Raw genomic sequence first — 15,513 nt, forward strand, 5'->3', positions numbered from 1 at the left:
TGCATTTTTCGACGAATTTTGCCTTAACTCCCTGACGTGCAGGGTTAATAAAAGTTTACCATTGTTTGAGATTTTTCGTAAAGGATTATCGCAAACTTTACACATGTTCGTAGCCACTTCAAAGTTTATTTTCTGATAAACAACAGCTCTGGGTCTCTGACTGGCACAAAAACGCAAAAAAATCCTTCCCGACTAAAGCCAGGAAGGATTTTTGTTTTATACATCAGACACAGTAGTTATGTCACTAGTTAAGTGTTACTTATTTCGTTTCGATTTCCTCAGTGGAAGGAACAACAACGTCTTTTTTAGTTACAGACAATGCTCCATTCTCTTCATCGATGAGCAACGAATCACCTTTAGTCACATTACCCGTGAGCAATTCTTCCGACAATTTGTCTTCAATATGCTTCTGGATCGCCCGACGAAGCGGACGAGCACCATAGGCCGGATCGAAGCCTGCTTTGGCAAGGAACGCCTTGGCATTGTCTGTGAGCTCGAAGTCGACCTCGTATTCATTCAGACGTTTACGAAGCTCTTCACTCATCAGTGTAACAATCTCAGCAATGTGTTTTTCTTCAAGAGAATGGAACACGATAATTTCATCAATCCGGTTAAGGAACTCAGGACGGAAGCTTTTCTTCAGCTCATCCATCACTTTACCCTTCATGTTATCGTAATCCGCACCTGCATCCACTACTGCCGTAAAGCCCAGTGTAGAGTTACGTTTGATCGCTTCCGCACCCACATTGGATGTCAAAATAATCAACGTATTCCGGAAGTCTACGACGCGACCTTTGGAGTCGGTCAGACGACCATCCTCAAGGACTTGCAGCAAGATGTTGAATACTTCAGGATGTGCTTTCTCGATTTCATCGAGCAGGACGACAGAGTAAGGTTTGCGACGAACTTTCTCTGTCAGCTGTCCACCTTCTTCATATCCCACATATCCCGGAGGCGCTCCGACGAGTCTTGAAGTGGAATGCTTCTCGCCATACTCGGACATATCAATCCGGATGACTGCATTTTCATCCCCGAACATGGCTTCTGCAAGAGCACGAGCCAGCTCGGTTTTACCTACCCCTGTAGGACCAAGGAAGATAAATGAACCCATTGGACGTTTCGGATCTTTCAATCCGGCACGAGCACGACGAACTGCACGACTGACGGACTTCACAGCCTCATCCTGACCGATGACACGTTCATGCAGAATTGATTCCAGATTCATCAAGCGTTGTGTCTCTTCTTCTTTCAGCTGATTCACCGGAATACCAGTCCAGCTGGCTACTACTTGTGCGATATCCTCAGGAGTTACCTCAGAATCCGTGCGACCTTGTTTTTCTTTCCATTGGTTCTTCGTTACATCCAGCTCTTCACGGATTTTTTGTTCCGTGTCACGCAGAGCTGCTGCCTTTTCGAACTCCTGGCTTTGAACCGCTGCGTCTTTTTCCTTCCGGATATCCTCGAGACGGCTCTCCAGTTGTTTGAGGTTAGGTGGGATCGTGTAAGAGTTCAGTCTTACTTTGGAACCCGCCTCATCAATCAGGTCAATCGCTTTGTCCGGCAGGAAACGGTCTGTAATGTACCGATCAGACAGTTTAACCGCCTGCACAATCGCTTCATCCGTAATTTTTACCCGGTGATGCGCTTCGTAACGATCACGTAAACCATGCAAAATTTGAACCGCTTCTTCTGGAGAAGGCTGATCGACCGTAATCGGTTGGAAACGACGCTCTAGCGCAGCATCCTTCTCGATATATTTGCGATATTCATCCAACGTTGTAGCACCGATGCACTGCAATTCTCCACGGGCCAAAGCCGGTTTCAAAATGTTCGAAGCATCAATTGCACCTTCCGCTCCGCCTGCACCAATCAGGGTATGCAATTCGTCGATGAACAAGACAATGTTACCCGCTTGACGAATTTCATCCATAATTTTTTTCAGACGATCTTCGAATTCACCGCGATATTTTGTACCTGCAACAACTGAACCCATATCCAATGTCATGACACGTTTGTCACGCAAAGTCTCTGGAATTTCGTTGGCGATGATTTTTTGTGCAAGTCCTTCAGCGATAGCTGTTTTACCTACACCTGGCTCACCGATCAGTACTGGGTTGTTCTTGGTACGACGGCTCAGCACCTGGATAACACGTTCGATTTCTTTACTACGTCCAATCACTGGGTCCAGGTTGTTCTCCTTGGCATACGCCGTAAGATCACGTGCCAGACTGTCCAGTGTTGGTGTGCTGACATTGGAAGGCGTACCATTATGACTGGATACAGCTTCACTGCTGCCAAGCAGTTGCAGCACTTGTTGACGTGCCTTGTTCAAACTAATACCCAGGTTGTTCAGCACACGTGCTGCAACCCCTTCGCCTTCACGAATCAATCCAAGCAGGATATGCTCTGTGCCTACATAGGTATGGCCCAATTTGCGAGCTTCATCCATAGACAATTCAATCACTTTTTTCGCACGAGGCGTATATGCAATGTTCGTAGGTTGCTCTTGGCCACGGCCAATTAGCGTCTCTACTTCATCTTGAATTTTTTCCAATCCGAGTCCCAGGCCGATCAGCGCTTTGGCTGCGATGCCTTCGCCTTCACGAATGAGGCCGAGCAAAATGTGCTCTGTACCGATGTTATTATGACCAAGACGGACAGCTTCTTCCTGCGCCAATGCGAGCACCTTTTGGGCCCGTTCCGTAAATCTTCCAAACATCATATCTCCTGCACCTCCATGGTTTTGGATAAAACGGGGGCTGTTGAAAGGATCCCACCGTATTCTTCATATCATTTTTGTTTGCAGCCATGCTGCGAATAAAATCATTCAGCATTCATTTATAAAAATGCTCTATTATATAAAAGCCGCAATGCGGCGTGAAACCTTTATAAACAACTATTGAACAACCTAGGATTGATTGGCTGCACTGATCGTATCACGGATCAACTGAGCCCGATATATGTCACGCTCATCTGTCCGCATGTCTTCCCCAAATGTTTTCTGCAAAAAGCCCGGCTGCGTCATCACATTCAACTCGTTCATCACGGTAATGGACAAGCCGTCCAACAATCCGAGATCTACACCAAGTCGAACATCAGACAGACGCTGTGCAGCTTCCTTCGAATCAACGATGGCTGCATGGGACAAAATGCCGTAAGAACGCATAACCCTGTCGGTAATCCGCAATCTGGAGTCGGTAATTAACCGTTCTCTGGCGGTACGCTCATGCCCAATCATCTGTAACACAACACTATGCAGGTTATCGATGACTTCTTGTTCCGTCTGCCCCAGTGTGATCTGGTTCGAGATCTGGAACAGGTTACCCATCGCCTCACTGCCTTCACCGTAAATTCCCCGTACAGTCAGTCCGACTTGGGATACTGCGGTTAGAATCCGGCCAATCTGCTGTGTCATCACCAGAGCGGGCAGATGCATCATGACAGATGCTCTTACACCTGTACCTACATTCGTAGGACAGCTGGTTAAATATCCTCTGCGGTCATCAAAAGCATAATCCACATGCGCTTCAAAAGCATCATCTATGGCGGAAGCTTTCTCCCAGGCTTCTTTCACCTGGAACCCCGGATAGAGGCACTGGATACGAAGATGATCCTCTTCATTAATCATAATACTGACAGATTCATCCTCACTGAGAATAACAGCACCATTTCTGGATTCGTTCGCAAGACTGGGACTGATCAAATGCTTCTCCACCAGCACCCGTTTGTCAAGGTCATCGATATCAATCAGATCCAGGGTATGAAAATCTCCAAAAGCATGAACGTCATCGTATTGAAGTACTTCGCTCAGCTTATTCAGCACTTCTTCCGATTGCTCATTGGAAGCCAGCATCGGAAACGGATAATGCTGCAGGTTGCGTGCGATCCGGACTCGGCTGCTAATGACGATTTCGGAATCAGCCGCATCACTACGCATCCAGTCGCTGAGCGCCTTCTCTGTAAAACGCAGATTAGGCATTACGCATCCCTCCTACTCATCACAAACTTTACTCCTGAGCTATTTCTTTTTCAAGTTCCCTGATCTGATCACGAATTTGAGCGGCTTCTTCAAACTCCTCTTGCGTTATGCTCTCCTGAAGATCCCGTTTCAGATCAGCAATCTGTCTTTTGACCTTGATGCGACCACCAGCCCGTGCAGGCACTTTACCCACGTGGGAAGTGCTACCGTGAACCCGTTTAAATAGTGGGTCCAAACGACTGTCAAAATATTTATAACAAGAACTACAGCCAAAGCGGCCGATTTTGCTAAACTGTGAATAGGTCATGCCGCATTCTTCACAACGAAGGGATTGCGCAGGTGTTGCTCCCGCACTGCCATTCTTGCCTGAGGGTTCAAAATCAAGCAACCCGGACAATAAGTTATGAATGGAAAATCCGTTGGATGTTCCGGGAATCATTTCCCCTTTTTCACGAGCACATGACTCACAAATATGGAATTCCGTCTTCTCTCCGTTCACGATCTTCGTGAAATGGAGTGTTGCCGGACGGTTGTTGCATTCTTGGCACAGCACAATGATGTACCCCCTTGATCCCGATAGTTTTCATTTACCGAGCAAAGATATTAACATCGCCTTTAACATTCTGGCACGAATTTGATCCCGGTAAGGAAGTTTGACCAATATAATCTCTCTCGATACAGCTGCCCGCATCAACCCGGCTTCCCTTTTGCTTAAGAAACGTGCTTCTTCCAGTTGGTAGATCAGACCTTCGGCAGCTGTCTGCCCGATCTCATCTCCAATACTATGGTGCAAATGGTTATGCAGAGCCGAGTGAGCCGGCAATTCAATCCGCTGTATGCGAACATAACCGCCGCCGCCACGTTTACTCTCTACAAGGTAACCTTTTTCGAGTGTAAATCGGGTGCTGATGACATAATTGATCTGGGAAGGCACACATGAAAATTGATCAGCCAGATCATTACGTTGAATTTCGACCAATCCTTCGGGACTTTCATGCAAAATACTCTTCAGATATTGTTCGATAATATCAGAGATATTACGCATCCACTCATCCTCCACTGTCTGAAACGTTAAGTCAATAAGGACCCACACGCCCCTACAGAGTACACCTTCTCAACCCATTTAACCAATCAAGGAAACAGCGAAACTGATCTTCAACGGTCTTTAACAGGAGAGCGAAGGACGCTCGAAGGTCCTTTAATATTGCTTTTATCCGCTGATGTGTACTACCTTCAATATGGCTCCCACCACCGGATTGCAGAAAGAAAGCTACGTAAGTATTTAACCTTTAGTTGACTTTGACTTTCTTTGACTTTATATACATTATAGCATATTTTGTGGTTTTGCCAAGAGGGAGCACTATTCATTTTTTACGATTTTACACGAAATATTCGGCTGACACAAAAAAACCTCTCCAAAATAGCTGGAGAAGTCCATTTGTCTCACACTAGCATCGTAATGCTATACAAGTTAAGTCTATGAAATTGATCCTAAAATACTCGTTACTCTATGAGGATCAGAAAAAATCAAGTAAATACGTTTCCCGTTCAGGAATCGCTTGCTCCAAAGCCTTAATCGCTCCATTCGGTCCTTCAATTCTACCTATTTGAGCCATCTCTGCGGGCCTACGATACCCCATCAGCATTGCGGTGAGCGCCTGTATGTCTACTTTAACAGTCTGATCTTTAGCTGCCGACTCAGATGTTTTCCATATCGAAGCTGTACCATTCATCGCCACATTCAACTGCCATACCCCTTCATTCCATGGTGCATGGGCATCCTCTACCTGGAGATTAATCTGTACTGGTGAGTCTGGGCTCGCAAAAGGATACTGTGAAATAAATTGTTCTACACTCACAATACGTGCCATGAAGAAAGGTACAATTTCCTGCTGAATCCGCGGATTATCTAATTGAAAAGCAAGCATATCACTGGCTGGTGCCTGTAAAGTGACTTCCTCAATCATGGAATCATGGTTGGCAATAAAGGTCCACAAACCTTGTCTTGTCTCTTCATTCAGATAAATGATCTCTTTAATGGTAAACTTTCTTTCCTTAACCTCATATAAAACATAGCCTTTTGCTTTACCAGCTTCATCATAATATACAGCCTTCTGGCTGGCGCCATTAGATAGAACTGAATTCTCCCATCTCGCATCATCCCGAATCAAGGTTCCGTTATAGCGTTCAGCGTACGCACTGTATACTTCCTTTAATATACTGAGTCCCGGATCGCCACGGCGAATTGTTCCAGGGGTTGCCTTTTTCGCAGGCAGATGAGCTGTAGGCACTTTATATCGTTTAAACTCAACATACGTCTCCCATCCATATCTCCGATAAAATGCAAAAGAAAACGGATGCAAAAACGATATACTTTGTTTGTTACGGTTCATTTCCTCCAGCGCATGCTTCAACAGCCCAGCTACCCAGCCTTTACGTCTATATTCTGGCCATGTCGCTACTCCCGCAATACCGCCCATCTCGAACGATCTCCCATGAATATAGGTTTGAAAAGGAATAATATGAAGTTTGGCACCCAATTGTCCTTCCTCAAATACACCCCATATATCCTGTGAATCAAATTGACTCCGTCTCTTCTCCGTTTGCTCTTCACTCATTACCACTTGAAAAGCATACTCGGAGAGTGCCATAGCTGGCTCAAAATCATCTACGGTTAATTTCTGAATTTCCATGTCGTCCTGCACCCCGTTCTCTAAGTTATGATATCTTTCAAATCATGGCCTGATACGTGATGTATGTATCCATTTATGAGTGTGTCAGAGGAACGGGACAAAGTCAAACAAGAGATGCGCGGGCATCTCTCGGGGATAACGATCTATATTAAAAAACACAAATAAAAACCACCACCGAATAACATCGGCAGTGGTTCTTCGCTTGGCGGCGTCCTACTCTCCCAGGACCCTGCGGTCCAAGTACCATCGGCGCTAGAGGGCTTAACGGTCGTGTTCGGGATGGGTACGTGTGGAACCCCTCCGCCATCGCCACCAAACGCGATTTGTCGAAGCATAGCTTCTTGAAATCATTGTAGAACTGAAAATCATACACACATTCTGTGATGTACCGATTTTCATTTCAGAGATTATTCTCTGAAAACTAGATCCGAAACGAAATGTGCGATTTATAACTTGCATATTTGGATAAGCCCTCGACCGATTAGTACTGGTCAGCTCCATGCATTGCTGCACTTCCACCCCCAGCCTATCTACCTCGTCGTCTTCAAGGGGTCTTACATACTGGGAAATCTCATCTTGAGGGGGGCTTCACGCTTAGATGCTTTCAGCGCTTATCCCTTCCGTACATAGCTACCCAGCGGTGCTCCTGGCGGAACAACTGGTACACCAGCGGTACGTCCATCCCGGTCCTCTCGTACTAAGGACAGCTCCTCTCAAATTTCCTACGCCCACGACAGATAGGGACCGAACTGTCTCACGACGTTCTGAACCCAGCTCGCGTACCGCTTTAATGGGCGAACAGCCCAACCCTTGGGACCTACTTCAGCCCCAGGATGCGATGAGCCGACATCGAGGTGCCAAACCTCCCCGTCGATGTGGACTCTTGGGGGAGATAAGCCTGTTATCCCCAGGGTAGCTTTTATCCGTTGAGCGATGGCCCTTCCATGCGGTACCACCGGATCACTAAGCCCGACTTTCGTCCCTGCTCGACTTGTAGGTCTCGCAGTCAAGCTCCCTTATGCCTTTGCACTCTTCGAATGATTTCCAACCATTCTGAGGGAACCTTTGGGCGCCTCCGTTACTCTTTAGGAGGCGACCGCCCCAGTCAAACTGCCCACCTGACACTGTCCCCGCACCGGATTACGGTACCAGGTTAGAACCTAGATACGATCAGGGTGGTATCCCAACGGTGCCTCCACGCAAGCTGGCGCTCACGTTTCAAAGGCTCCCACCTATCCTGTACAGATCGTACCCAAATTCAATATCAAGCTGCAGTAAAGCTCCATGGGGTCTTTCCGTCTTGTCGCGGGTAACCTGCATCTTCACAGGTATTAAAATTTCACCGGATCTCTCGTTGAGACAGCGCCCAAGTCGTTACGCCATTCGTGCGGGTCAGAATTTACCTGACAAGGAATTTCGCTACCTTAGGACCGTTATAGTTACGGCCGCCGTTTACTGGGGCTTCGGTTCACAGCTTCGGATTGCTCCTAACCGCTCCCCTTAACCTTCCAGCACCGGGCAGGCGTCAGCCCGTATACTTCGCCTTACGGCTTCGCACAGACCTGTGTTTTTGCTAAACAGTCGCTTGGGCCTTTTCACTGCGGCCCCCTCGTGCTATTCACACTACCGGGGCACCCCTTCTCCCGAAGTTACGGGGTCATTTTGCCGAGTTCCTTAACGAGAGTTCTTCCGCGCGCCTTAGAATTCTCTTCTCGCCTACCTGTGTCGGTTTGCGGTACGGGCACCATCACCTGGCTAGAGGCTTTTCTTGGCAGTGTGAGATCATGACCTTCGCTACTATAATTTTCGCTCCCCATCACAGCCCAGCCTTAACGATGTGCGGATTTGCCTACACATCAGCCTCACTGCTTAGACGGACATCCATCAGTCCGCGTCACTACCCTGCTGCGTCCCCCCATTGCTCATAACGGCTTACGGTGGTACAGGAATTTCGACCTGTTGTCCTTCGACTACGCCTTTCGGCCTCGCCTTAGGTCCCGACTTACCCTGAGCGGACGAGCCTTCCTCAGGAACCCTTAGGCTTTCGGCGGATCAGATTCTCACTGATCTTTTCGTTACTCATACCGGCATTCTCACTTGTATAATGTCCAGCGCTCCTTACGGTACACCTTCAACCCTTATACAACGCTCCCCTACCCCTGATGCAAAGCATCAAGCCATAGCTTCGGTGGTGTGTTTAGCCCCGTTACATTTTCGGCGCAGAGTCACTCGACCAGTGAGCTATTACGCACTCTTTCAATGGTGGCTGCTTCTAAGCCAACATCCTGGTTGTCTGTGCAACTCCACATCCTTTCCCACTTAACACACACTTGGGGACCTTAGCTGATGGTCTGGGCTGTTTCCCTTTTGACAATGGATCTTAGCACTCACTGTCTGACTCCCGGAAGTAAGTCTATGGCATTCGGAGTTTGACTGAGCTTGGTAACCCTTGCGGGCCCCGCACCCAATCAGTGCTCTACCTCCACGACTCTGTTTTCCGAGGCTAGCCCTAAAGCTATTTCGGGGAGAACCAGCTATCTCCGAGTTCGATTGGAATTTCTCCGCTACCCCCACCTCATCCCCGCATTTTTCAACATGCGTGGGTTCGGGCCTCCAGTGCGTGTTACCGCACCTTCACCCTGGACAGGGGTAGATCACCCGGTTTCGGGTCTACGTCCACGTACTATGTCGCCCTATTCAGACTCGCTTTCGCTGCGGCTCCGGCTCTTCACCTTAACCTTGCACGGGAACGTAACTCGCCGGTTCATTCTACAAAAGGCACGCCATCACCCCTAAAACGGGCTCTGACTTTTTGTAAGCACACGGTTTCAGGTTCTATTTCACTCCCCTTCCGGGGTGCTTTTCACCTTTCCCTCACGGTACTGCTTCACTATCGGTCGCTAGGAAGTATTTAGCCTTGGCAGATGGTCCTGCCGGATTCATACGGGGTTTCACGTGCCCCGCACTACTCGGGATACATCTCGGAGGGAACAGACTTTCAATTACAGGGCTTTTACCTTCTTTGGCGGGCCTTTCCAGACCTCTTCGCTTAACCGGTTCCTTTGTAACTCCATGTGAGATGTCCCACAACCCCAAAGAGCAAGCTCTCTGGTTTGGGCTTCTCCGCGTTCGCTCGCCGCTACTGACGGAATCACTATTGTTTTCTCTTCCTCAAGGTACTTAGATGTTTCAGTTCCCCTGGTATGCCTCTACATAACCTATGTATTCAGTTATGAGTAACTGGAAATTACCCCAGCTGGGTTTCCCCATTCGGACACCCCCGGATCAAAGCTTGCTTACAGCTCCCCGAGGCAGTTTCGTTGTTCGCCACGTCCTTCATCGGCTCCTAGCGCCTAGGCATCCTCCGTGTGCTCTTAGTAGCTTAACCATAGTTGCTCCGGTTTTGACTGCTCGCTTCCCTTGTTTTGCTTACGCAAAGCCAAAAGTCGCTCCCATTCAATACCATCGCAATGCAGTCTTCACTATTTATTAAAACTTGTTTTAACACAAGTTCAGCTAGGATGATTGTTGTTTCAGTTACTTGAACCGAACAAGCATTCATCCCTAAAAGGAATGTTCTAATTCGCAATTTTCGTTTCGATATCTAGTTTTCAAAGAACAAGCTAAATAGACGAAATTTTTTGGTGGAGCCAAGCGGGATCGAACCGCTGACCTCCTGCTTGCAAGGCAGGCGCTCTCCCAGCTGAGCTATGGCCCCTCAAATTCCATCAAAACTGAACAAATGGATAAGTAACTGTGTTGCTGTTGCAGATCTAGTCTGCTATTTGAATGTTTCCACTCGGGAAACGATTCTCCATAGAAAGGAGGTGATCCAGCCGCACCTTCCGATACGGCTACCTTGTTACGACTTCACCCCAATCATCTATCCCACCTTCGGCGGCTGGCTCCTTGCGGTTACCCCACCGACTTCGGGTGTTATAAACTCTCGTGGTGTGACGGGCGGTGTGTACAAGACCCGGGAACGTATTCACCGCGGCATGCTGATCCGCGATTACTAGCAATTCCGACTTCATGCAGGCGAGTTGCAGCCTGCAATCCGAACTGAGACCGGCTTTGTTGGGATTGGCTCCATCTCGCGATTTCGCAGCCCGTTGTACCGGCCATTGTAGTACGTGTGTAGCCCAGGTCATAAGGGGCATGATGATTTGACGTCATCCCCACCTTCCTCCGGTTTGTCACCGGCAGTCTATCTAGAGTGCCCACCCGAAGTGCTGGCAACTAAATATAAGGGTTGCGCTCGTTGCGGGACTTAACCCAACATCTCACGACACGAGCTGACGACAACCATGCACCACCTGTCTCCTCTGTCCCGAAGGAAAGATACATCTCTGTACCGATCAGAGGGATGTCAAGACCTGGTAAGGTTCTTCGCGTTGCTTCGAATTAAACCACATACTCCACTGCTTGTGCGGGTCCCCGTCAATTCCTTTGAGTTTCAGTCTTGCGACCGTACTCCCCAGGCGGAGTGCTTAATGTGTTAACTTCGGCACCAAGGGTATCGAAACCCCTAACACCTAGCACTCATCGTTTACGGCGTGGACTACCAGGGTATCTAATCCTGTTTGCTCCCCACGCTTTCGCGCCTCAGCGTCAGTTACAGCCCAGAGAGTCGCCTTCGCCACTGGTGTTCCTCCACATATCTACGCATTTCACCGCTACACGTGGAATTCCACTCTCCTCTTCTGCACTCAAGTCACCCAGTTTCCAGTGCGATCCGGGGTTGAGCCCCGGGATTAAACACCAGACTTAAATGACCGCCTGCGCGCGCTTTACGCCCAATAATTCCGGACAACGCTTGCCCCCTACGTATTACCGCGGCTGCTGGCACGTAGTTAGCCGGGGCTTTCTTCTCAGGTACCGTCACCTTGAGAGCAGTTACTCTCCCAAGCGTTCTTCCCTGGCAACAGAGCTTTACGATCCGAAAACCTTCATCACTCACGCGGCATTGCTCCGTCAGGCTTTCGCCCATTGCGGAAGATTCCCTACTGCTGCCTCCCGTAGGAGTCTGGGCCGTGTCTCAGTCCCAGTGTGGCCGATCACCCTCTCAGGTCGGCTACGCATCGTCGCCTTGGTGAGCCGTTACCCCACCAACTAGCTAATGCGCCGCAGGCCCATCCCCAAGTGACAGATTGCTCCGTCTTTCCAGTTTCCTTCAGGAGAAGAAAACAACTATTCGGTATTAGCTACCGTTTCCGGTAGTTGTCCCAAACTTGAGGGCAGGTTGCCTACGTGTTACTCACCCGTCCGCCGCTAACTATCCTAGAAGCAAGCTTCTCTTCAAGTCCGCTCGACTTGCATGTATTAGGCATGCCGCCAGCGTTCGTCCTGAGCCAGGATCAAACTCTCCAATAAAGATGAATTTCAGCAGCGTGGTTAGACGCTATGAAAATCATCGGCGGTATTGAAAAGAGCGATAAGCTCATTTTGAATCTGACGATTCATTATGAATCAAAAGTTACTATCCATTTGTTCAGTTTTCAAGGAACTTGTTGTCCGTTTGTGTTAATGCTTGTCAACCGGACAGGAATCTTATCTTATCATGTCATGTCGACTAACTAACTGTCAACTCTTTTTTTCGTCAGCGTTCAAAGCGTTTCGACAATCATTCGCTTGAGGCGACAAGAAATAATATATCATGATCTAATTTATTTAGCAAGCACTTTTTAATAACCTTTATATAAATGATTTATAATCCACAACTCCCGCTATCTAACGAAACTCTCAACTACATCAATCGACAGATTATATGAATCCGGATGGATCAACTCTATTTACATACAGATACTTCGAGTTACTGAAAAATGAATTCTATTTACTTAAAACAGAAAGGGTACATCTACTTTTGAACCAATAGTATTAGATAACCAATTAGAGGATACTTTTATATTAGAAGTGTTTCCCTTCACCTTTTGATACAAGTGATCCAAAACGCTCTATAATAAGGTATATATAATATAGAATAAGGAATGAATAGGATACTCCCGTTCAAGTAATCACTGACACAGTACACAATAATACTAAATTCAGAACCGCTCTCTAATCACAATCGGCTTCATTTATATCGAGGATGCTCTGATGAATAACCTATATGGGGTGAAAGCATATGAAGCAATGGCTGAAGAACATTCGAAAGGGTTATGGTAAAAAGCTCGTTTCCATTCATGCCTGGAATGCCTGGATTGTTGTCATCCTCGCGGTATCAGGTCTTATGTTGGTCGGTGGTTTCTGGCGTGAGTTACTCGGGATTGGACGCGTATGGTTAAAGTGGCTACATATTGTCGTCGGTCTAGCTATGCTAGCACCTGTGGTGTATTACTTACTTTTGGCCGGAAAGCACTGGAAACAACTTCGTAATCGGCCGTGGCAGAGAGCAAATACAATCGTTGTTCTTGCACTGCTGGTAGGGTGGCTGTTATCAGGTATAGTGTTATGGCAGTTCAAGCTCGCTGGGCCGAGATGGTCGAATGCCGCGCTTCTGGTTCATGATTTGCTGACTTGGGTGGGCCTGCCTTATATTATCTACCACTCCATCACGCGAACGAGATGGTTAAAAGATCCTGCACGCCGTGCAGTAAAAGCAACGACAGTTGTAGCAGAGGGTAGAAATAGGGTGCATCCAACTGATGCTCCTGATGAATATACGACGCCAGCAGCGGTAGTTTCTACCGAATCTATACGTACCATTAAGGAGAGTCCTCTCCATCAACCAGAGAAACCTCAACCCGTGTATACACGGCGGGCATTTATTCGTTCTGCTGTAGGCGTGGGCCTAGCTGTGACTTTGGGGCCTACTTTTATATCATGGGTTGGACGAAACCTCAAACTAGACAATAGTATTGATAGCATGCTGGAGAACGACCCCAATCACATGGTGCCTTTGCCACAAGCGCTGCCAGCTTCCTCACCGCCCGTCGGAGGCGGAGCTGAAGGTCATTTTCGCGTATACACGGTTACACCGATACCTTCCTTTTCCAATGCAAACTGGTCATTCCGGATTGATGGGCTTGTTGAACGGGCACAGGTATGGAACTGGGAGCAGTTCGTGAAACTTGCACGTACCGTTCAGGTCAGCGACTTTCACTGCGTTACAGGCTGGTCTGTATATAAGAATACTTGGGAGGGAATATCTCTTAAGCAACTTTTGACCCAAGCATGCGTAAAACCCGAAGCGCACAGCGTCAAGTTCTACTCCGGGGACGGTGTATATACGGATGCGATAACGATGGATCAGGCACAGATGGATGATATTATGGTAGCTGTCATGCATGACGGCAAACCGATCCCGGCAGATTTGGGCGGTCCGGTACGCTTGGTCATTCCCCAGATGTATGCCTATAAGTCTGTCAAGTGGCTGAATCGTATTGAACTGATTGACAGCGAACATATCGGCTACTGGGAAGAACGAGGTTATGACAAGGATGCATGGCTTACTGGTGCTTCTCAGGCGCGTTCCTGATTTGAGTTACTGCCGATATACAGTTGAGTTTAAATAAATGTGCAAACAAAAGACCCCCGTTCCACTATTGGAACTGACCCCATAACGAGAGACAAATTAAAACACCTTCAAGTGAATGAAACCTTGTCGTAAGATAAGGAGATCATCTTGGAGGTGTTTTTGCATTGGCAACTAGAGTAAGTTATCCCGTGGAACTAAAGATGAAAGCCATAGAAATGAGATTAGCAGAAGTACCCGTAAAAGAAGTTATGGAGAAACTGGGGATACGGAATGAATCACAGCTGAAAACGTGGATGAGGTGGTATCGAAAAGGAGAAGTTCATCGCCTGGAGCAACCCGTAGGCAAGCAATATAGCTATGGAAAAGGCCCAGGTCACTCCACAGAGCTCGAAAAAGTTAAAGCAGAAAACCGTTTCCTGAAGCAACAATTGGAACTGCTAAAAAAGTACAAGGAATTGGAACGGAGGTGGAAGCTGAGGTCGTCATCGCCTGGATTGAATCCATTCGAGAAGAAGTAACTATATCTGAGGCTTGTACATGGCTTGGAATTGCTCGTGCGACCTACTACCGCTGGAAGGCAGCCGTTGAGAGGAAGCGCCCAGATCCAACAGTGGAGAAAGTCATCCAACTTTGCACTCAACACAAGTTTCGGTATGGGTATCGAAAGATCACTGCCTTACTTCGATCAGAAGGTCCAATTAATCACAAGAGAGTTCAGCGAATCATGCAGTGCGAGGGATTACAATGCCGAGTGAGGATCAAGAAGCGAAAAACGACTGGGCAACCGGCACAACCAGCGGAACATCTGCTTAAACGAAAGTTTCATGCAGAAGCTCCGTTGCAAAAATTGGTGACTGACATTACGTATTTGCCGTTTGGTAACAAAATGTTGTACCTTTCAAGCATTTTGGATCTGTACAACGGAGAAATTGTCGCTTACAGTATAGCGGACAAGCAGGACACATGCTTAGTTCTGGATACATTGAATCAACTTCCAGAGCGAAGCAATATGCTGCTCCATAGCGACCAAGGTAGCGTGTACACGTCCCAGAATTACCAGGCTGTAGTAAAGGGAAAGGGCATTATCATGAGCATGTCCCGAAAAGGAACGCCCGCTGATAATGCCCCCATAGAGTCGTTTCATTCCACACTAAAGTCTGAAACGTTCTACCTCGAAGATCTGATGTCTACAACGACGGCCATCGTTGAACAGACCGTTCGAAACTACATTACTTACTATAACTCAATTCGAATTCAAACAAAACTAAATAACCAGTCTCCGATGGATTTCCGAAGACTGGCTACTTAACTTGCAAGGTGTTTTGATCCCTGTCTCACAAAAGGGGTGCAGTCCCATTCGTGGT

The 15,513-nt window shown here is 47.6% G+C and carries 7 protein-coding genes, 1 tRNA gene and 3 rRNA genes; 2 read left to right on the forward strand and 9 right to left on the reverse strand.

The features are described from left to right. Nucleotides 1-259: 259 nt before the first annotated feature. The 9 genes from clpC to PTQ21_RS01895 all read right to left on the reverse strand — a co-directional run bounded on the left by clpC (nucleotide 260) and on the right by PTQ21_RS01895 (nucleotide 12,045). Nucleotides 260-2,722: an ATP-dependent protease ATP-binding subunit ClpC gene (gene clpC, locus PTQ21_RS01855; RefSeq protein WP_063567408.1), complete on the reverse strand. Its 2,463-nt coding sequence runs from the start codon at nucleotides 2,720-2,722 to the stop codon at nucleotides 260-262. Nucleotides 2,723-2,908: 186 nt separating this feature from the next. Then, on the reverse strand, nucleotides 2,909-3,979 hold the full coding sequence (locus PTQ21_RS01860; RefSeq protein ID WP_053779232.1) for a protein-arginine kinase McsB: 1,071 nt from the start codon (nucleotides 3,977-3,979) through the stop codon (nucleotides 2,909-2,911). A 28-nt stretch (nucleotides 3,980-4,007) separates the two neighbouring features. Continuing rightward, a complete protein-coding gene (locus tag PTQ21_RS01865; RefSeq protein WP_063567406.1) occupies nucleotides 4,008-4,532 on the reverse strand; it encodes a protein-arginine kinase activator protein McsA in 525 nt (174 codons plus the stop codon). A 30-nt stretch (nucleotides 4,533-4,562) separates the two neighbouring features. Then, the gene (locus PTQ21_RS01870) at nucleotides 4,563-5,024 is read right to left on the reverse strand and encodes a CtsR family transcriptional regulator (protein WP_063567405.1); all 462 of its coding nucleotides are present in this window, start codon (nucleotides 5,022-5,024) and stop codon (nucleotides 4,563-4,565) included. Nucleotides 5,025-5,496: 472 nt separating this feature from the next. After that, nucleotides 5,497-6,672 (reverse strand): GNAT family N-acetyltransferase, encoded by a 1,176-nt coding sequence (locus PTQ21_RS01875; RefSeq protein WP_090811983.1) that lies wholly within the window; start codon nucleotides 6,670-6,672, stop codon nucleotides 5,497-5,499. A gap of 200 nt (nucleotides 6,673-6,872) precedes the next feature. After that, a 5S ribosomal RNA gene (gene rrf, locus PTQ21_RS01880) occupies nucleotides 6,873-6,989 on the reverse strand. A 144-nt stretch (nucleotides 6,990-7,133) separates the two neighbouring features. Further along, nucleotides 7,134-10,060, reverse strand: a 23S ribosomal RNA gene (locus tag PTQ21_RS01885). A gap of 254 nt (nucleotides 10,061-10,314) precedes the next feature. Beyond that, a tRNA-Ala gene (locus PTQ21_RS01890) sits at nucleotides 10,315-10,390 on the reverse strand. 102 nt (nucleotides 10,391-10,492) lie between these two features. Next, nucleotides 10,493-12,045, reverse strand: a 16S ribosomal RNA gene (locus PTQ21_RS01895). Together the 16S, 23S and 5S rRNA genes with 1 tRNA gene alongside form the textbook arrangement of a ribosomal RNA operon. 751 nt (nucleotides 12,046-12,796) lie before the next feature. Between PTQ21_RS01895 and PTQ21_RS01900 the strand changes: the two genes are divergently transcribed. Together PTQ21_RS01900 and PTQ21_RS01905 are read left to right on the forward strand one after the other, a co-directional pair. Next, nucleotides 12,797-14,149, forward strand: coding sequence for a molybdopterin-dependent oxidoreductase (locus tag PTQ21_RS01900; RefSeq protein ID WP_274568603.1), 1,353 nt, complete (start codon nucleotides 12,797-12,799; stop codon nucleotides 14,147-14,149). Nucleotides 14,150-14,313: 164 nt separating this feature from the next. After that, a protein-coding gene (locus PTQ21_RS01905) for an IS3 family transposase (protein WP_274568604.1) occupies nucleotides 14,314-15,458 on the forward strand; the annotation gives its coding sequence in 2 pieces (ribosomal slippage) (nucleotides 14,314-14,587 and nucleotides 14,587-15,458; 1,146 coding nt in all). The last annotated feature ends 55 nt before the right edge of the window (nucleotides 15,459-15,513 follow it).

This window comes from Paenibacillus marchantiae (assembly GCF_028771845.1).
Lineage (GTDB): Bacteria > Bacillota > Bacilli > Paenibacillales > Paenibacillaceae > Paenibacillus > Paenibacillus marchantiae.